The organism is Acidovorax sp. FG60, from assembly GCF_057808995.1.
In genome coordinates this window covers 272,380-289,670 of the sequence record NZ_JBMDJC010000007.1, presented here as the reverse complement: position 1 = coordinate 289,670, position 17,291 = coordinate 272,380, and the positions used below count along the sequence as shown (strand labels likewise).

Genomic DNA, 17,291 nt, shown 5'->3' with positions numbered 1-17,291 from the left:
GAGCGCAACCTTGCCAAGGTTGAGGTCGAGAGTTCGAGACTCTTTTCCCGCTCCAATTTCCACAAAAAGGGAAGCAAATGCTTCCCTTTTTTGTCAGAGGAATGTGAATTTCTGGCGCGGTAGCAAAGCGGTTATGCCCCGGATTGCAAATCCGGTTAGTCCGGTTCGACTCCGGACCGCGCCTCCAGATACGGTCTGTGTCTTGATGTCTGAAGATCTTCTGTGATCGTCGTAATCAAGACGACTGTTGAAGGATGGATGGTGATTGGTTGATTTTTTGGTTTGCAATCGAATAGAGCCAAAAAATAGCGATATAATTTGAGGCTTGCTGATTGGCTCTGATGGAAACGTCGGGTGCAGTAGGCGAATGCGGGAATAGCTCAGTTGGTAGAGCGCAACCTTGCCAAGGTTGAGGTCGAGAGTTCGAGACTCTTTTCCCGCTCCATATTTGTAAGGGAAGCTTCGGCTTCCCTTTTTTCTTGGTGGTGCAAGGCGGGCGGCTCGGCGGGGCGTCGGCCCTGTGACCAGAGATACGACAGGGCATTGCGCGCATGCGCTGCCCGGGTTACGCTGCGACGCAGGAGTGCGTTGGGCAGCCGGCGCCCCGATGGTGAAATTGGTAGACACTGCGGACTTAAAATCCGCCGCTTTCCTGAAAAGGGGCGTGCCGGTTCGACCCCGGCTCGGGGCACCACTACGATTCAATCATGTCAAGTTACAACGCTCCCTTCGAAATCCACGTCCACGGACAAGTCCAGCTGCGCGCTGATGTGAGCTTTGACCAACTCCAGGAGGCGCTCAAACCCTTGTGGAAGTACGCCGGAGCCCGCTCGCTGGCTGATGGCGCAGCCAGCGCCTACGAAGAAGAGCCCGGCATCAAATACGACGCGCAGGAACACTTGCTGCAGATGTGCTGGACGGTGCGGGGGGATGAAGACTTTCGCCAAGTTCTGGACGAAATGTGCATGAGCCTCAATGAGCTTGCCGAGCAAGGTGCTGCCATCGAAGTCACGTTCTACGACGCAGATTTCGACGAGGACGAGGAAGAGCAGGGTGCGGAGTCGCGCGACGATTTCGTCATGCTGTTTGTCGGCCCCACGCCCGCCGCCATCATGCAGGTGCAGCGTGATTTGCTGGTGCAGGACGTTGTCAACATGATGGAGCGCCACTTTGATGGTGCCGAACTGGGTGGCGTGGTGGCCGAGATCGACAAACTGTACAGCCAGCGCTTTGATGCACTGGTGAACTCGCTGGAGATCGGAAAACCGCCGCGTGGCCCTGGTGGGGGCGGCTCCGGCAGTGGTCATGGTGGCGGTGGTGGTCGCCGTCCGCGCCACCTGCACTGATTCTTTCATTCAACCTCACACTGGTGTCCCCGTGTGGGGTTGCCTTGCATGTGCTGGTGGCAAAAGTTGATCGGCATGCTGTGGCAATGACTTGTGCCCGTGTGCGTTGTATTCAATGCGGTCCTGCGCAGTTCTGTGATCTCTTCGAACTGTCGTGCTTTCCATGACCTCTGATCTACCGTATCTGCGTTCCTATCCGGTGTCTTTGCAGGACCAGGCGCGTGATCTGCTTGCGCAGGGGCGGCTGGGGGGCATGTTGCAGCGCAAGTATCCCCAGGTCCATGCGGTGCGCAGCGACAAGGCGCTGTATGACTACGCGCAGGAACTCAAGGCGCGTTACCTGCGCAATGCGGGCACGGTCAACAAGGTCCTTTTTGACAACAAGATCCACGTGGTGCGCCATGCCTTGGGGTTGCACACGGCGGTCTCGCGCGTGCAGGGCAACCGGCTGGCGGCCAAGCATGAGATCCGCATTGCGTCGATGTTCAAACAGGCACCCGACGAGTTTCTGCGCATGATTGTGGTCCACGAGCTGGCCCATCTGCGTGAGAAGGACCACGGCAAGGCTTTTTACCAACTGTGTACCCACATGGAGCCGCAGTACCACCAATACGAGTTCGACCTGCGCCTGTACCTCACCCATGTGGAGCATGCGGGTGAACGGCTGTGGAGCGCTGCTGCTGAAACTAGTTCTGGGTAGAAGAAAAGTTGAACGCCACTTTGTTGATGGCACTTTGCAATTTGCGCTTGCTGGCAAAGCGCCAGGCCCTAACACAGCGGTTGGTCAAGGCACAGACACCGTTTCACAGCAGTCTGCTGGCAAACCCAGCCAGCGCTCTGCAGCCGCCTGAAGCATGGCCACCGGCCCGGTGGTCAACAGGCGGGTGCGTGGTGCATCCGTGGCCACGGCACCATCGGGCGCGGCCTTTAGACCCGCAGTCTCCAGCAAGCGCCGCGTCTGGCGGGCGACGGGCTCACCCGTCTCGATGAACTGCACGCCCGGCCCGACCAGTGCGCGCAGCTCGTGCGCCACAAAGATGTAGTGCGTGCAGCCCAGAACCAGCGTGTCCATCTGCCCCGGGGCGGTGCCAAAACTGCCCATGGCTTGGACATAACGCGCGCACAGCGCCCCGGTCTCCGTGGCATGGACGGGGCTGCCTTGGTCGGCCACTGGCAGCGCCACGCTGCGCTCGATGGCATGGGCCAGGCCGTCACAGGGTTGCACCACAAAATGCGCCTGATCAGCCAGCGAGGCCAAGAGCTTGCCGAACTTCGCACTGGTCAGCGTGCCCCGGGTGCCGATCACGCCCACGTGGCCTGTCTTTGTCACCGCGAGGGCGGGCTTGATGGCGGGCTCCAGGCCCACGAGGGGTAATTCTGGGTGGCTGCTGCGCACCTCGTGGATGGCCGCTGCTGTGGCGGTATTGCAGGCTACCACCAGCGCCTTGATGTGGTGCTGCTCCCGCAGGTACTCGGTGATGGCGTGGGTGCGGGCGGCCACAAAGGCATCGCCGCGCTCGCCATAGGGGGCGTTGGCGCTGTCTGCCAGGTACACGAAACGTTCGTGGGGCATGGCGGCCAGCAGGGCGCGCAGTACGCTCAGCCCACCGACGCCACTGTCAAAAACACCGATGGGAGAAGAGGCCTGCGGCATCGAGGAACCAAGCTCTGGCATTTGGAGGAAAGCGTGGATTGTAGGAAAGACGCAGCCTTCGTGCCGGAGTGGGCGAGCCCCAAGAAAAAACCGCCCGAAGGCGGTTGGGAGAGCGATTGCCCTGGTACCAGCGTCGAGTCTGCCGCCAGGGCGACGCCGAGCGGGGCCTCAGGCCGCAGCGACCCCGATGCCCTTGAATTCGCCCGAGGCAATGCGCTTTTGCCATTCGGCCGGGCCGGTGATGTGGGCGCTGGTGCCACCGGCGTCCACGGCCACGGTCACGGGCATGTCCACCACGTCGAATTCGTAGATGGCTTCCATGCCCAGGTCTTCAAAACCCACGACCTTGGCGGCCTTGATGGCCTTGGAGACCAGGTAGGCGGCGCCGCCCACGGCCATGAGGTAGGCGCTCTGGTGCTTCTTGATAGCCTCGATGGCGACCGGGCCGCGCTCGGCCTTGCCCACCATGGCGATCAGGCCGGTCTGGGCCAGCATCATCTCGGTGAAGCCGTCCATGCGTGTGGCGGTGGTAGGGCCTGCAGGGCCTACGGCTTCGCCCTTCACGGGGTCCACCGGGCCCACGTAGTAGATGACGCGGTTGGTGAAGTCCACGGGCAGCTTCTCGCCCTTGGCCAGCATGTCCTGGATGCGCTTGTGTGCGGCATCGCGGCCCGTCAGCATCTTGCCGTTGAGCAACAGGGTGTCGCCGGGCTTCCAGCTGGCCACTTCTTGCCTGGTCAGCGTATCGAGGTTGACCTTCTTGCTCTTGTTGTAGTCGGGCGCCCAGTTCACGTTGGGCCACAGGTCCAGGCTCGGGGGCGTGAGGTACACCGGGCCCGAGCCGTCCATCACGAAGTGCGCGTGGCGTGTGGCGGCGCAGTTGGGGATCATCGCAATTGGCTTGCTCGCCGCGTGCGTGGGGTACATCTTGATCTTGACGTCCAGTACCGTGGTCAGGCCACCCAGGCCTTGGGCGCCAATGCCCAGCGCGTTGACCTTTTCAAACAGCTCCAGGCGCAGCTCTTCAACCTTGTCGAGCGCGGGGCCGCCGGTCTTGGCGGCTTCGGCCTTGGCCTGCAGTTCATACATGTCCAGGTCGTCCATCAGGCTTTCCTTGGCCATGAGCACGGCCTTTTCGGCCGTACCGCCAATGCCGATGCCCAGCATGCCGGGCGGGCACCAGCCAGCGCCCATGGTGGGTACGGTCTTGAGCACCCAGTCCACCACGTTGTCGCCGGGGTTGAGCATGTACATCTTGGACTTGTTCTCCGAGCCGCCGCCCTTGGCCGCTACGGTGATGTCCACGGTGTTGCCGGGCACGATCTCGGTGAAGATCACGGCAGGGGTGTTGTCCTTGGTGTTCTTGCGGGCGAACTGCGGATCGGCCACGACCGAGGCGCGCAGCGTGTTGTCGGGGTGGTTGTAGCCCCGGCGCACGCCTTCGTTGATGGCGTCGTCCAGACTGCCCGTGAAGCCTTCCCAGCGCACGTCCATGCCCACTTTCAGGAACACGTTGACGATTCCGGTGTCCTGGCAGATGGGGCGCTGGCCGGTGGCGCTCATCTTGCTGTTGGTCAGGATCTGGGCGATCGCATCCTTGGCCGCCGGGCTCTTCTCGCGCTCATAGGCACGGGCCAGGTGGGCGATGTAGTCGGTGGGGTGGTAGTAGCTGATGTACTGCAGCGCGGCAGCAATGGACTCGACGAGGTCGTCGTATTGGATTGTGGTGGTCATCGTGGTTCTGTCGTGAGGCGGGAACGAACGCATGCCGGGGCACGCAGCCCGCAATTATCCCACCCCCCTGCTGACACGGCGCTGGCGCGGCCTTGGCGCAGACTACCTGTGGACAACGCGGCTATCGCAGTCTGACCCGCCTCTCAAAGCTCGCTAGCCCCAACGGCAGACTGGCTGGAGGCCACGCCTTGCTTTTACGCTTCGGCACCGTCGCCGGAGTCCGGATCCAGCTCCGGGTCGTCCGCCGGGTCATCGGCCGGATACTGGTCGGCTCCCGCCCGCACATCGCCGTTTTCAGCCGTGTCGTCGTCGGTGTCCATCGACTCCAGGTGGTCGGGCAGGATGTCGCGCGACTCCAGCTGCAGTTCGGGCTCCACGCTCGCGCGTTCGCCGGTTCCGTAACGGTCGGTGTCATTGTCGGGGTCGGTGCCATACAGCCCGGCGCTGTCGCTGCCCGAGTCGGACGCGTCGCTGGGGCCCAGGCTGTCGTTGCCCTTGGCGCTGTGAAGGGGAGAAAGGTTGTCGGCATCGATGCCAAGCAGGCTGCTTTTGGCCATGATGGTCTCCGTGGATTCGCGGCGAGGAAAGTTGCTGCACCGCCATGGTGTGCCCGCTGGCGCCCGTGCGGTGTAAGAACAAGCCGACGATTGAGCGCGAGAAGGTGTGGGGCCTTGTCAAGACCTCACAGCGGGCCGAAGCGAAGCCCCCACCGGCAGTGATGACGGCACCGCTTTTTGCGCTCTCCAGCGGGGCTTGCCACACACTGACGAGCGCATGCTTGCGCACCAGCAGTGCAGTGTATTAAATGAGAATGGTTATTTTTTGCATTATTCTGCCGGGAGCGGCCCCGTTGCCAGGTCGCACCTGTTGTTTCACTTGGAGAACCGCTGTCCATGACCACCCGCACCGAACGCGACACCTTTGGCCCCATCGAAGTCCCGGCCGACAAACTCTGGGGCGCGCAGACGCAGCGCTCGCTGCAGAACTTCGACATCTCTGGCGAGCAGCAGCCGCGCGAGATCATCAAGGCGCTGGCCCAGGTCAAGCGCGCCTCGGCCGTTGTCAACCAGGCGCTGGGCCTGCAGGACGCGAAGAAGACTGAGGCCATCGTGGTCGCTGCTGACGAGGTGATTGCTGGCAAACATCCCGGTGAGTTTCCGCTGGTGGTCTGGCAGACGGGCTCGGGCACGCAGACCAACATGAACGTCAATGAAGTGCTGGCCAACCGCGCCAGCGAACTCCTGGGTGGCGAGCGCGGCGAAGGCCGCTTGGTGCACCCCAACGACGACGTAAACCGCAGCCAGTCGAGCAACGACGTGTTCCCCACCGCCATGCACGTGGCCGCCGTGGAAGCCCTCACGCACCGCCTGCTGCCCGCCATTGCCAAGCTGCGCGCCACGCTGGCGAAGAAGGCGCAGGACTTCGACGGCATCGTCAAGATCGGCCGCACCCATCTGCAGGACGCCACCCCGCTCACGCTGGGCCAGGAGTTCTCGGGCTACGTGGCCCAGCTCGACCATGGCGAGCGCCATGTGCGCGCGGCGCTGCCCCACCTGTACGAGCTGGCGCTGGGCGGCACCGCCGTAGGTACGGGGCTGAACGCGCCCAAGGGCTATGCCGAGCAGGCTGCCGCCGAGCTGGCGCGCCTCACGGGTCTGCCCTTCGTCACCGCGCCGAACAAGTTCGAAGCCCTGGCGTCTGTGGATGCGCTGGTGCATGCCCACGGCGCGCTCAAGACCCTCGCCGCCAGCATGATGAAGATCGCCAACGACGTGCGCTGGCTCGCCAGCGGCCCGCGCAGCGGCATTGGTGAACTCAGCATCCCCGAGAACGAACCCGGCTCGTCGATCATGCCCGGCAAGGTCAACCCCACCCAGAGCGAGGCGGTGACCATGCTGGCCGCCCAGGTGTTCGGCAACGACGTGGCCATCAACTTCGGCGGCGCCTCGGGCAACTTCGAGCTCAATGTGTTCCGCCCCATGGTGGCCCACAACTTTCTGCAGAGCGTGCGCCTGCTGGCCGACGGCATGGTGAGCTTCAACGACCAGTGCGCCGTGGGTATCGAGCCCAACCGCGAGCGCATCACCGAACTGGTGGATCGCTCGCTGATGCTGGTGACCGCGCTCAACACCCACATCGGCTACGACAAGGCTGCTTTCATCGCCAAGAAGGCCCACAAGGAAGGCACCAGCCTGCGCGAAGCGGCCGTGGCCTCGGGCCATGTGACGGGCGAGCAGTTCGACCAGTGGGTGGTGCCGGGCAATATGGTGGGGCGCTGAGGGTCAGCGCGGTGTGGCGTGGGTCAAAAGTTCAAGAAAAAATGACCGCCAGCGCTTGTCCAATAAGCGCAAGGTGCTATTGTTTTTTATTGGCCGGTCGCAAGGCAGCAGGACTATTCCTGCTGCGCCAGCGCTTCGAGTTGGTCTTGCTGGTAGACGACGATGCTGCGCTGGTGGATGCCGATGATGCCCTCACGCTCCATCCACTTGAGTTCCACATTGATGCGCTGGCGTGAGCCGCCCAGCAGTTGTGCCAGCTCGTCCTGCACCAGTGCCAGCCCGATGGCCCCGCGCTGGCCGGGCACGGCCGCACGCTCGCCAAAACGTCGCAGCACGTGCAGCAGCTGCTTGGCCAGCCGCGCGCGCAGGGGCAGGGTGGCCATGTCTTCCATCATCCAGTACAGGTAGCGCATGCGGCGTGCCTGCAGCGTGAGCAGGGCCTCGCCGAACTCGGGGTGTTCGCGCAGCAACTGGCGGAACACGCCCTCGGCCACGCTCAGCACCGTGGTGGGGCCGTGGGCGTGCGCGTCGTAGGTGTTGGGCCCCCGGTGCAGCACCTCGGCCTCGCCCACCCAGATGCCGGGCTCCACATAGGCCAGCGTCACCTGCTTGCCAGACGGCGTGGTGCGCCGAAACCGGATGGCACCACTGGCACAGGCAAACCAGTCCTGCGCCAGATCACCCTGCTCCACGATCATCTGGCCGTGTGTGTAGCGCGTGATGCGGCCCAGCCGGAAGATGTCATGCCGCAGCGACGGCGTAAGCGCGGCGAACCAGCGGCCCCGGTTGATGGCTTCACGCTCCGTCTGGCTGAGGAACGGGCGTTGCAGGTGGTGGTCGGCCAGGGAATGGGCGGACTCTGGCAAGGCAATGGTGGCGGTGGGCATGGCGGCAGGCTGGAGTTGGGGGGGCGGCCTGTGCGCGGGGCCGGGCTGAAAGACGGTGAGAAGGCGCAGCGTGCCAGTTTAGCGAGACAGCGCTCACCGCGATGGCCCTGAACGGCACTTGTGCGACACCCCAGCAGCACCATGCTTACGCTTTGGTGGTGGGGCGCGCCTTGTGCAGCTTTTGCGGCTTGCGCAGAAACGCCAGCAGTCGGCGCTCCGCCGCGCTCAAGCCCCGTGGCGATGTGGTGCCGCCAATGTGATTCCACACCGCCTGCAGGCCGGGCCCCGCGTCAGATGCCAATCGTGTGCCCAGCTCCAGCACAGCCGGGTGCACGTACGACTTCTTGCACACGGCGGGCGTGTTGCCCAGCTGGCGCGCCACCTCGGCCAGAATGGCCTTGGCGTTGTAGCGCACGTTTTTATCGGCGGCGGTGGGGGCAACTGGTTGCGTACAGGCCAGGCGCGTCAGCTCCAGCGCCTGCGTGGTGCCGTGCCAGGTGCGAAAGTCCTTGGCAGTGAAATGATCACCTTCTGAGTCTGCAGCGCCGTGCGTGATCTCGCGCAGATAGTCGTTCACGTCGCCCGAGCCTACGGTGCGCAAACTACCGTCTTCGTCCTCGTATTGAAAGAGTTCCTGCCCCGGCAGTTGTTGGCAGCGTCGCACTACGCGGGCCACGCGCGGGTCGTCCAGCTCGACCTCTTGCAACACGCCGCTCTTGCCGCGAAATCGCAGCTTGAGCTGACTGCCTTTGAGTTGCACATGCCGCGTGCGCAGCGTGGTCAGGCCATACGAGCGGTTGGTGGCGGCGTATTCCTCATTGCCCACGCGCAGGTAGGTGGTGTCCAGCAGGCGCACCAGCGTGGCCAGCACCAGCGTGCGAGTCAGAGGCTGGCCGTTGCGGTGCGCTGCAAGGTCGCGCGCCACGCGGCTGCGCAGGCGCGGGAGCACGCGGCCAAACGCCTGCATGTGTTCGAACTTGCCCTCGTCGCGCTGCGCGCGCCACTGCGGGTGGTAACGGTATTGGCGCCGTCCGCGCGCGTCCAGCCCCGTGGCCTGCAGGTGCCCGTGGGGCAGGGGGCAAATCCACACGTCGGTATAAGCCGGTGGGATAGCCAGGCGTTTGATGCGGGCGACCTCGTCCGGGTCTTGCAGCCACTGGCCATCGGGCAAACGGTAGCGGAAAGCCTTGGCACCGCTGCGCACGCGGGTAAGGCCGGGCATGGCGGGTGTGACGTACACCAGGCCTCCGGGGAGCTTCTGGGGGCGGCTGGTGGGCCGGGGTGGTGCTGGTGCGCGGGGCGATGGGGGCAGGGCGGGCATCGGGGCGAACAGGTAAAAGTGGCCAGGGTGTGGCCCCGATCACACCCGTGCCCGGGCGGAGGTGGTGTAGGTGCGCTGCGTGCGTTGGGGTGAGACAGGGGCTGAATAGGCGGCCCACCACACCACTATCTCGTGAAAAAAATGGCCCCTGCGCTTATTGGATAATCGTCAATAGCTATTAAAAATGTAGCAATCTGCCCATCGGGCGAGGCTCACTCGGCCGCCGTCGGGTCCAGCGCAAAACCCACGCCGTACACCGAACGAATCCAGTCGCTGCCATCCGCGCTGGCGGCCTTGAGTTTTTTGCGCAGATTCTTGATATGGCTGTCGATCGCGCGCTCGTTCACATCGAGGGTGTCTTCATAGGCCTGGTCCAGAAGCTGCGCGCGCGAGAAGATGCGCCCCTGCTGGCGTGCCAGCACTTGCAGCAGGCGGAACTCGCGCCGCGTCAGACCCAGCGGCGTGCCGTGCAACGTGGCCTGCCAATGCGATTCGTCCAGCATCAGCGCTGCCACCGTGGTGGTGGCTGCCGGTGGCTCCTGCGCGGCGGCGGTGCGGCGCAGCACGGCCTTGACGCGGGCCACCACCTCGCGCGGCGAAAACGGCTTGCAGATGTAGTCGTCTGCGCCCAGCTCCAGGCCGATGAGGCGGTCTACCTCTTCGACGCGGGCGGTCAGCATGATGATGGGGTGCTGGGTGTGGCGGCGCGCCTGGCGCAGGATTTCAAGCCCATCCATGCCGGGCAGCATGATGTCCAGCAGCGTGAGGTCCGGCGGCGCGGCCAGCATGCTGGCGAGCGCCGCGCGGCCCTCGGCCTGGTGTTCCACGGTGTAGCCCGCGTGGCGCAGGTAGTCCACCACGATGGCGGCGATGTCGGGTTCGTCTTCGATGACGAGGATGCGTTGGCTCATGAGGGGTTGTCCAGCAATGGCAGTTGCAGCGTGATGCGCAGGCCGCCCAGGGGTGAGGTGTCGGCCGTCAGCGTGCCGCCGTGCGCGAGCACGATGGCGCGGCAAATCGCCAGGCCCAGGCCAGAGCCGCCATGGTCGCGGTTGCGCGAGGTTTCTGCGCGGTACAGGCGGTCAAAGATGCGTGGAAGCTCGTGCGCGGGCACGCCGGGCGCGCTGTCGTCCAGCTGCACCTGCAGTTGGGCGGCTCCATCGGCCGGTGGCAACAGGCGTGCCGAGAGGCGCAGCAGGCCGCCCGCGTCGGTGTAGCGCAGGCTGTTTTCCAGCAGGTTCAAGAACACCTGGTGCAGTTGCTGAGCATCGCCCCGCACCAGGGGTGCAGGCTGCGCCGGAACCTGCGTGGTCAGGGCGTCCAGGCCGGTGGTGTCCACGTCGATGCCCGCCTGCGCCAAGCGCGGGCGCATGGATGCGAGCGCCTCGTTCAGCAGCGACAGCGGGTGCACGGGCACCTGGGCCGAGGGCGCGCTGGTGCCCGCCGCGTCCAGGCTGGCGCGCAGGTCGCCCACCAGCTGGATCAGGCGCATCACCTGCCGGTGCAGGCGCAGCGCGGTCTTGTCGTCAAACGGGCGGATGCCGTCCTGCACGGCCTCGATTTCGGCGCGCATGGCGGCCAGGGGGGTGCGCAGCTCGTGGGCTACGTCGCCCAGCCACTGGCGGCGGCTGGCCTCGATGCTGCTCAGTTGTTCGGCCATGGTGTTGAAGGTGCGGGCCAGCTGGGCCAGTTCGTCGTTGCCGTGCACGTGCACGCGGGTGTGCAGGTGGCCCTGCGCAATGCCGCGTGCGCCGTTGGCCAGGGCCTCGACGGGGGCCAGCCAGCGCCGTGCCAGCCAGCCCGACAGCAGCAGTGCCAGTGCCAGCCCGGCCAGGCCTGTCCATGCCACAAAGCCCAGGTGTTGCGCCAGAAAGGCCTGGTCGGCTTCGCTGCGCACACCCTGTGGAGGTGCCAGCACCAGCTGGCCGATGGTCTTGCCGTCGGCTCCCGTAAGGGCCAGGCGCGCGCTACCCGGCTGGGGCGCCGTGCCAGCCACCAGGTGTTGCTGTGCGTCCACCAGACCCAGACGGGGGAACAGGTCGTCGGGGTGACGTTGTGGGCCACCCGCGCCGCGCTCGCCCGGGGGCGGGCCGCCATCGGGGGGCGGTAGTGGGGGCTGCTGCAAACTGCGGTCCGCTGCCGGGTTGCCGTTCGCCAGTTCGGGGGGCATGCCGGGCGAACCGCTTCGGTCGGTGGGCGGGGTGTCTTCTGCGCCTTGGGTGTTTGATCGGCGCAGGCCGCTGCCAGGGTGGCTGAGCTGGCCCCAGAGGCGGGGCTGGTTGCGCAGGGTCTCCCAACCGCCCGTCTGCGTGTGGTGGGCCTGCAGGCGCTCGGCCAGCCAGTCCATGCGGGCCAGTTCGATCTCTGCCACATACGGCCCCAGGCCCCGCTGCAAGCCCAGCCGCGAAAAGCCTGCAAAGATCAACAACAAGGCCACCAGCAGGGCTGCCAGGGCGATGAAGGCTTTGCGGTGCAGGGTCAGGTGGGGCATCGATGGGGCTGCAGGACGGTCTAGCGGGCGGGGGGCGGGCCGCCTGCACCGCCGGGGCCGCCAGGCCCGCCTGCGGGCATGGCCACCAGGGTGCTGCCCATTGTGCGGCATGTGCCTGCGAGCGATTTGCCGTCGGGCATGGTCAGCGTCACGCTGGCGCCTTCGGTCTTGCCCTTGCAGGCGGCATAGGCTTCGGGCGGCGGAGCGGGCGGCTCTTGCCGGCCCTGCGATTGCGCCAGCACGGGGGCGGCGGATGTGGCTGCCAGTACGGTCGCGAGGGTCATGCGGGCCAGCAGGTGGAGGCGAAGAGAGTGCAAAGTCATGGTTTTTTCCGTCGGTATAGTGGAGAAAAGCGTTCAACGAGTGGATTCGCCGTCAGAAACCGGCGCGGCCCAGGCCAGTGCACCCGTAGAACCGGCTTTGGCGGGCCACCGGGTGCGTCCCCCTCCGGGGGATGGCGCCGAAGGCGACTCAAGGGGGCTTTCAGTCAAGCCGCAATCGAGATCGTGATGCTGGCCGAGTACCCGCCGCCGCTGTTGGCCTGCATCGTGGTCATCTCCAGCGTGGTGCCATCGCTGAAGACGTTGTCGGTGGCAAAGGTGATGGAAGCCAGGTTGCGCACGCTGGCGCTGTAGCCGGAATTGGCGCTGTAGATGCTGCTGAGCAGCTCGGTGGGGAAGGCCAGCTGCGTGGTCTTGACCTTGTTGCGCGCATTGGTGGCCGACGCGAGCGTGGGGTAGATCTCCAGGTGCATGTGCGGCATGCGGCCCGCATAACAGCCGGGCACGACGGTGGTGAAGGTCACGGTGCCGCTGGCATCCGTGGCCTGCACGCCGCGCAGGTAGTTGTCGGCAATGTTGTTCGAGCTGTAGACCGAGTAGTTGCCGTCCTGCGTGCAGTGCCACAGGTAGATGGCGTAGCCCGACAGCGCTGCGCAGCTGGCGCTGGTGTTTGTCAGCGTGATGGTGATGGTCAGCGGCACGCCGCTGACCTGCGTGGACGAGCCGATGGAGCTGCGGATGTCCGAGCGCACGATGCCGCTGAGCGCCAGGACGTTGTAGGTGTTGTTGCTGGCCGTGGAGCCATCGGCGGGGTAGGGGCCTGCGGTTTCTTCGGGGACAACCGAGCAGGTGGTTGTGGTGCCGGTACCCGTGCCTGTCCCCGTTCCGGTACCTGTGCCGGTGGTGTCGGTCGTGTCCGTAGTTTCGGTGTCTCCGCCCCCGCAGCCGAACAGGGTGGCCACGCCCAGGGAACCCAGGGCGTTCAGGGCAAAACGGCGGTTGGTGGGGGGCTGCGTGGCGGTGGCGAGGGGGGCGACGATGGCTTGGGCGGCTGTGCTGCGGTCCATGGATTTCTCCTGCAAGTGGGTATGGCCTGCACTGTGCCGCCCGATTGGGGAGAAATTTGGGAGCAGATATCGATCTAATTTGCTACATTTTTTGCAGCTATAAATCAATGCCAGTTAAGCGATGGAACTATTTTCACTCAAGAAAAAGCAAAGAGGCCGCAATGGGCGGCCTCTTTCGGGTGCAGAGGGGGGAGGGCGCCGTCAGTGGCGCGCGGGCGGTGTGGAATGCGCCATCAGGCGGTCTGTCAGGGCAATGGCCAGCGCGCTGAGCAGGAACACCACATGGATGATGGTCTGCCACATCAGCACCTTGATGTCGTAGTTGGCGGCGTTGATGAAGGTCTTGAGCAGGTGAATCGAGCTGATGCCGATGATGGCGGTGGCCAGCTTGACCTTGAGCACCGAGGCGTTTACATGGCTCAGCCACTCGGGCTGGTCGGGGTGGTCTTCCAGGTGCAGGCGCGAGACGAAGGTTTCATAGCCCCCCACGATCACCATGATCAGCAGGTTCGAGATCATCACCACGTCGATCAGCGCCAGCACCACCAGCATGATGATGGTTTCGTTGAGCGAGGTCACCTCGAAGTCGCTCTTGTAGCCAATGCTGGAGACCAGGCTCTTGAGCGCGGTGGTGTTGCCAAAAGCGGCCTCGATCAGATGCACCAGCTCCACCCAGAAGTGGAAAACGTACACCGCCTGGGCCAGGATCAGGCCCAGGTACAGGGGCAGCTGCAGCCACCGGCTGGCAAAAATCAGCGAGGGCAGGGGACGCATGGGCGCCGGGGGGACGGGTTTTTTGGGGAGGGACATGAAATGAAGGGTGGATCTTGGGTCGCGCGATTTTAGGGGTGCCGCGTGACACCCCTCATCCGCAAGCGCTCTTCCGCCTGGTTGCAGGTGGCCTATTCTGTAAGCTTCGTGCCAGTCAGTGGCTTGTAAGTGCCACGGCCGACAGTACCGCCCAATTCCAATTCCATCAGACCCAGGAGACAACACCATGAGTGCGCCCACATCCGCCATCGAGTCCGTATTGGTTGAGAACCGCGTGTTCCCTCCCTCCGATGCGATCGTCAAAGCCGCCCGCGTGTCAGGCATGGCGGGCTACGATGCGCTGTGTGCCGAAGCCGACAAGGACTTCGAAGGCTTCTGGGCGCGCCTGGCGCGCGAGAACGTGCAGTGGTCCAAGCCGTTCACGCGCACGCTGGATGAATCCAACGCACCGTTTTACCAGTGGTTTGCCGACGGCGAACTCAATGCCTCGGCCAACTGCCTGGACCGCCACATCGGCACGCCCACCGAGAACAAGACCGCCATCCTCTTTGAGGCCGACGATGGCACGGTCACCAAGATCACCTACAAAGAGTTGCTGGCCCGTGTGAGCCAGTTTGCCAACGCCCTCAAGGCCCATGGCGTGAGCAAGGGCGACCGGGTGCTGATCTATATGCCGATGACCATCGAAGGCGTGGTGGCGATGCAGGCCTGTGCCCGCATTGGCGCCACGCACAGCGTGGTGTTTGGCGGCTTCAGCGCCAAGGCGGTGCACGAGCGCATCATTGACGCGGGTGCCGTGGCCGTGATCACCGCCAATTACCAGATGCGGGGTGGCAAAGAGCTGCCGCTCAAGGCCATCATCGACGAAGCCCTGGCCATGGGCGGCTGCGACACCCTCCGCAATGTGTTTGTCTACCAGCGCACGGCCACGGCCTGCAACATGGTGGCCGGGCGCGACAAGACCTTTGCCGAAGCACTGGCAGGGCAAAGCACCGAATGCGCGCCGGTGGCTGTGGGTGCCGAGCATCCGCTGTTCATCCTCTACACCAGCGGCTCTACCGGCAAGCCCAAAGGCGTGCAGCACAGCACCGGCGGCTACCTGCTGTGGGCCAAGATGACCATGGACTGGACGTTCGACCTGCGCGCTGACGATGTGTTCTGGTGCACGGCCGACATCGGCTGGATCACGGGCCACACCTACGTCGCCTATGGCCCGCTGGCTGCAGGCGCCACGCAGATCATCTTTGAAGGCATTCCCACCTTCCCGAATGCCGGCCGCTTCTGGCAGATGATCGAGCGCCACAAGTGCACCATCTTCTACACAGCACCCACGGCCATCCGTTCGCTCATCAAGGCTGCGGAAGCTGACGAGGCGGTACACCCTGCACGCTCGGACCTGTCGAGCCTGCGCATCCTGGGCAGCGTGGGCGAGCCCATCAACCCCGAAGCCTGGATGTGGTACCACAAGAACGTGGGCGGCGAGCGTTGCCCCATCGTGGACACTTTCTGGCAGACCGAAACGGGCGGCCATGTCATCACGCCGCTGCCTGGCGCCACGCCGCTGGTGCCTGGCAGCTGCACGCTGCCCCTGCCCGGCATTACCGCTGCCATCGTGGACGAAATGGGCAACGATGTGCCCAACGGCTCGGGCGGCATCCTCGTCATCAAGCGCCCTTGGCCCAGCATGATCCGCACCATCTGGAACGACCCTGAGCGTTTCAAGAAGAGCTACTTCCCCGAAGAACTCAAGGGCTACTACCTGGCGGGGGATGGGGCGGTGCGCAGCGCCGATCGGGGCTACTTCCGAATCACTGGCCGTATCGATGACGTGCTGAACGTCTCGGGCCACCGCATGGGCACGATGGAGATCGAATCGGCCCTGGTCTCCAAGACCGACCTCGTCGCCGAGGCCGCTGTGGTGGGTCGCCCCGACGATGTGACCGGCGAAGCCATCTGCGCCTTCGTGGTGCTCAAGCGTTCCCGCCCCACGGGCGAAGAAGCCAAGCAGATTGCCAACGAACTGCGCAACTGGGTCGCCAAGGAAATCGGCCCCATCGCCAAGCCCAAGGACATCCGCTTTGGCGATAACCTGCCCAAGACCCGCAGCGGCAAGATCATGCGTCGGTTGCTGCGCAGCATCGCGAAGGGCGAGGCCATCACGCAGGACACCAGCACGTTGGAAAACCCCGCAATCCTGGATCAGTTGGCTCAGACCAACTGATCCAGAAGGTGCCGTGTAACGGCGCCAGCGCGCAGCGCTTGCGGGGTTTGGGGGCACTCATATCGCGTAGCGATGTGATGTGGCCACACAATCCCGTCGCTGGTCCACCGCGCTTGTGAGGCGCCCTAGGGCTCCGCGCCTCCTTAGTTCTCTTTGTAGGACACCGCCTGAAATCTCCCGCCTGCGGTCGGTGACGGCCCGTGCATGCGTTACAACGGCGCATGGCGCTTGCGGATCTTCGCCTGGGCGCTGCCTACAGGAGGTTTTCATGCATCTGCGTTCCATCGTTCTTTGGGTGACGGTTTTAGCCATTGCTGCACTCGCCGCCCTCAATTGGCCCGCTCTGGCCGCACCGTCCCTGGTGTCGCTCGGCATTGTGGTCTTTGAGGCTCCGCTGGGGCTCATCATGTTGGGCCTTACGGGCTTGTTGGGCATCTTTTTTATCGTCTATGTCTTGTCGCTCCAGGGTTCGGTATTGATGGAGACGCGACGTCATACCAAGGAAATGCAGGTCCAGCGCGAACTGGCGGACAAGGCGGAAGCCTCGCGTTTTACGGAGTTGCGGGCTTTTCTGGATGCTCAGCACCAGCAGGCGCACGCCACTGTGTTGGCGCGGCTGGATGAACTGGAAGCGCACCTGGCAGCGCGTGCCACTGAGTCCGACAACTCCACCGCAGCGTATGTGGGGCAGCTTGAGCACCAGCTGCGAACGCGCGGGCTGGAGGCGGTGCCGGTCGTTTCTCGGGTGTGATCAGAGGGGCTCGCAGCTTTTCGTTGCTGTGTCCTGCAATTTGCCAGCGCCCTGAAAAGCAAAACAGGTTCTAGAAACTAAAAAGGCCGCGTCACAGTGCGTGGCGCGGCCTTTCACCAAGGGGCTATGCCGCCCCCGGGGTGAGTTTGAGGCGATTTACTTCTGCGTCAGCACCCACGCAGCCAGCTTCTTGGCTTCTGCATCGTTGACCTGTGCGTTGGCAGGCATCGGAACTGGACCCCACACTCCCGCGCCGCCCTTGACGATCTTGGCGGCCAGCTTGTCCACAGCATCTTTCTGACCGGAGTATTTAGCAGCCACATCCTTGTACGAAGGGCCCACCAGCTTTTTGTCCACAGCGTGGCAAGCCATGCAGTTCTTCGAGGTTGCCAAGGCCAGATCGGCCATGGCGGGTGCCGCAACCGACAGCGTCATGGCAAGGGTGATCAGGGTACGCTTCATGGTGGGAATTCCTGTGGTTGAGTTAC

16 protein-coding genes and 3 tRNA genes are annotated in these 17,291 nt (G+C 64.4%); 8 read left to right on the top strand and 11 right to left on the bottom strand.

The window, feature by feature from the left end; all coding sequences use genetic code 11:
• The first annotated feature begins 113 nt into the window (after window positions 1-113).
• From ACODS0_RS13165 to ACODS0_RS13145, 5 genes are all read left to right on the top strand, one after another.
• A tRNA-Cys gene (locus tag ACODS0_RS13165) sits at window positions 114-187 on the top strand.
• A 182-nt stretch (window positions 188-369) separates the two neighbouring features.
• Window positions 370-445, top strand: a tRNA-Gly gene (locus ACODS0_RS13160).
• A gap of 156 nt (window positions 446-601) precedes the next feature.
• Window positions 602-694: transfer RNA gene (locus ACODS0_RS13155), tRNA-Leu, on the top strand.
• A gap of 13 nt (window positions 695-707) precedes the next feature.
• A complete protein-coding gene (locus ACODS0_RS13150; protein WP_488835426.1) occupies window positions 708-1,346 on the top strand; it encodes a DUF6806 family protein in 639 nt (212 codons plus the stop codon).
• Window positions 1,347-1,509: 163 nt separating this feature from the next.
• Window positions 1,510-2,046: a M48 metallopeptidase family protein gene (locus ACODS0_RS13145; RefSeq protein WP_488835424.1), complete on the top strand. Its 537-nt coding sequence runs from the start codon at window positions 1,510-1,512 to the stop codon at window positions 2,044-2,046.
• A gap of 84 nt (window positions 2,047-2,130) precedes the next feature.
• On the opposite strand, the gene murI is transcribed toward ACODS0_RS13145, so the two are convergent.
• The 3 genes from murI to ACODS0_RS13130 form a co-directional block, all read right to left on the bottom strand.
• Window positions 2,131-3,000, bottom strand: coding sequence for a glutamate racemase (gene murI / locus ACODS0_RS13140; protein ID WP_487256721.1), 870 nt, complete (start codon window positions 2,998-3,000; stop codon window positions 2,131-2,133).
• Between the two features lie 168 nt (window positions 3,001-3,168).
• Window positions 3,169-4,734, bottom strand: coding sequence for a fumarate hydratase (locus tag ACODS0_RS13135; RefSeq protein WP_488835422.1), 1,566 nt, complete (start codon window positions 4,732-4,734; stop codon window positions 3,169-3,171).
• A gap of 194 nt (window positions 4,735-4,928) precedes the next feature.
• Window positions 4,929-5,291 (bottom strand): hypothetical protein, encoded by a 363-nt coding sequence (locus ACODS0_RS13130; RefSeq protein WP_488835420.1) that lies wholly within the window; start codon window positions 5,289-5,291, stop codon window positions 4,929-4,931.
• Between the two features lie 336 nt (window positions 5,292-5,627).
• Between ACODS0_RS13130 and fumC the strand changes: the two genes are divergently transcribed.
• Entirely contained in the window at window positions 5,628-7,013 is a 1,386-nt protein-coding gene (gene fumC / locus ACODS0_RS13125; protein ID WP_436130883.1) for a class II fumarate hydratase, read from the top strand.
• Window positions 7,014-7,126: 113 nt separating this feature from the next.
• Here the strand turns inward: fumC and ACODS0_RS13120 are convergent, their stop codons facing one another.
• The 7 genes from ACODS0_RS13120 to ACODS0_RS13090 all read right to left on the bottom strand — a co-directional run bounded on the left by ACODS0_RS13120 (window position 7,127) and on the right by ACODS0_RS13090 (window position 13,834).
• On the bottom strand, window positions 7,127-7,900 hold the full coding sequence (locus ACODS0_RS13120) for a Crp/Fnr family transcriptional regulator (protein WP_121508750.1): 774 nt from the start codon (window positions 7,898-7,900) through the stop codon (window positions 7,127-7,129).
• A gap of 145 nt (window positions 7,901-8,045) precedes the next feature.
• Window positions 8,046-9,221: a DNA topoisomerase IB gene (locus ACODS0_RS13115; protein ID WP_487256448.1), complete on the bottom strand. Its 1,176-nt coding sequence runs from the start codon at window positions 9,219-9,221 to the stop codon at window positions 8,046-8,048.
• A 212-nt stretch (window positions 9,222-9,433) separates the two neighbouring features.
• Window positions 9,434-10,132 (bottom strand): response regulator, encoded by a 699-nt coding sequence (locus ACODS0_RS13110; RefSeq protein ID WP_488835416.1) that lies wholly within the window; start codon window positions 10,130-10,132, stop codon window positions 9,434-9,436.
• Complete coding sequence (locus ACODS0_RS13105) at window positions 10,129-11,712, bottom strand: ATP-binding protein (protein ID WP_488835414.1); 1,584 nt, start codon at window positions 11,710-11,712, stop codon at window positions 10,129-10,131. Before ACODS0_RS13105 ends, ACODS0_RS13110 begins: the two co-directional genes overlap by 4 nt.
• A gap of 20 nt (window positions 11,713-11,732) precedes the next feature.
• Window positions 11,733-12,035 (bottom strand): hypothetical protein, encoded by a 303-nt coding sequence (locus ACODS0_RS13100; RefSeq protein ID WP_488835412.1) that lies wholly within the window; start codon window positions 12,033-12,035, stop codon window positions 11,733-11,735.
• 164 nt (window positions 12,036-12,199) lie between these two features.
• Window positions 12,200-13,060, bottom strand: a complete 861-nt coding sequence (locus tag ACODS0_RS13095; RefSeq protein ID WP_488835410.1) for a dioxygenase family protein — start codon at window positions 13,058-13,060, stop codon at window positions 12,200-12,202.
• Window positions 13,061-13,261: 201 nt separating this feature from the next.
• Window positions 13,262-13,834, bottom strand: coding sequence for a TIGR00645 family protein (locus ACODS0_RS13090; protein WP_218135473.1), 573 nt, complete (start codon window positions 13,832-13,834; stop codon window positions 13,262-13,264).
• 223 nt (window positions 13,835-14,057) lie between these two features.
• Between ACODS0_RS13090 and acs the strand changes: the two genes are divergently transcribed.
• A complete protein-coding gene (gene acs / locus ACODS0_RS13085; RefSeq protein ID WP_431152562.1) occupies window positions 14,058-16,052 on the top strand; it encodes an acetate--CoA ligase in 1,995 nt (664 codons plus the stop codon).
• 268 nt (window positions 16,053-16,320) lie between these two features.
• Window positions 16,321-16,803 (top strand): hypothetical protein, encoded by a 483-nt coding sequence (locus ACODS0_RS13080; protein ID WP_055400488.1) that lies wholly within the window; start codon window positions 16,321-16,323, stop codon window positions 16,801-16,803.
• Window positions 16,804-16,959: 156 nt separating this feature from the next.
• On the opposite strand, the gene ACODS0_RS13075 is transcribed toward ACODS0_RS13080, so the two are convergent.
• Entirely contained in the window at window positions 16,960-17,265 is a 306-nt protein-coding gene (locus ACODS0_RS13075; protein WP_055400490.1) for a c-type cytochrome, read from the bottom strand.
• Between the last annotated feature and the right edge of the window lie 26 nt (window positions 17,266-17,291).

Excerpts from the sequence above, each read along its gene's own strand:
- ACODS0_RS13150 (WP_488835426.1), top strand. The coding sequence starts at position 708 with ATGTCAAGTTACAACGCTCCCTTCGAAATCCACGTCCACGGACAAGTC.
- ACODS0_RS13145 (WP_488835424.1), top strand. The coding sequence starts at position 1,510 with ATGACCTCTGATCTACCGTATCTGCGTTCCTATCCGGTGTCTTTGCAG.
- murI (WP_487256721.1), bottom strand. The coding sequence starts at position 3,000 with ATGCCGCAGGCCTCTTCTCCCATCGGTGTTTTTGACAGTGGCGTCGGT.
- ACODS0_RS13135 (WP_488835422.1), bottom strand. The coding sequence starts at position 4,734 with ATGACCACCACAATCCAATACGACGACCTCGTCGAGTCCATTGCTGCC.
- ACODS0_RS13130 (WP_488835420.1), bottom strand. The coding sequence starts at position 5,291 with ATGGCCAAAAGCAGCCTGCTTGGCATCGATGCCGACAACCTTTCTCCC.
- fumC (WP_436130883.1), top strand. The coding sequence starts at position 5,628 with ATGACCACCCGCACCGAACGCGACACCTTTGGCCCCATCGAAGTCCCG.
- ACODS0_RS13120 (WP_121508750.1), bottom strand. The coding sequence starts at position 7,900 with ATGCCCACCGCCACCATTGCCTTGCCAGAGTCCGCCCATTCCCTGGCC.
- ACODS0_RS13115 (WP_487256448.1), bottom strand. The coding sequence starts at position 9,221 with ATGCCCGCCCTGCCCCCATCGCCCCGCGCACCAGCACCACCCCGGCCC.
- ACODS0_RS13110 (WP_488835416.1), bottom strand. The coding sequence starts at position 10,132 with ATGAGCCAACGCATCCTCGTCATCGAAGACGAACCCGACATCGCCGCC.
- ACODS0_RS13105 (WP_488835414.1), bottom strand. The coding sequence starts at position 11,712 with ATGCCCCACCTGACCCTGCACCGCAAAGCCTTCATCGCCCTGGCAGCC.
- ACODS0_RS13100 (WP_488835412.1), bottom strand. The coding sequence starts at position 12,035 with ATGACTTTGCACTCTCTTCGCCTCCACCTGCTGGCCCGCATGACCCTC.
- ACODS0_RS13095 (WP_488835410.1), bottom strand. The coding sequence starts at position 13,060 with ATGGACCGCAGCACAGCCGCCCAAGCCATCGTCGCCCCCCTCGCCACC.
- ACODS0_RS13090 (WP_218135473.1), bottom strand. The coding sequence starts at position 13,834 with ATGCGTCCCCTGCCCTCGCTGATTTTTGCCAGCCGGTGGCTGCAGCTG.
- acs (WP_431152562.1), top strand. The coding sequence starts at position 14,058 with ATGAGTGCGCCCACATCCGCCATCGAGTCCGTATTGGTTGAGAACCGC.
- ACODS0_RS13080 (WP_055400488.1), top strand. The coding sequence starts at position 16,321 with ATGCATCTGCGTTCCATCGTTCTTTGGGTGACGGTTTTAGCCATTGCT.
- ACODS0_RS13075 (WP_055400490.1), bottom strand. The coding sequence starts at position 17,265 with ATGAAGCGTACCCTGATCACCCTTGCCATGACGCTGTCGGTTGCGGCA.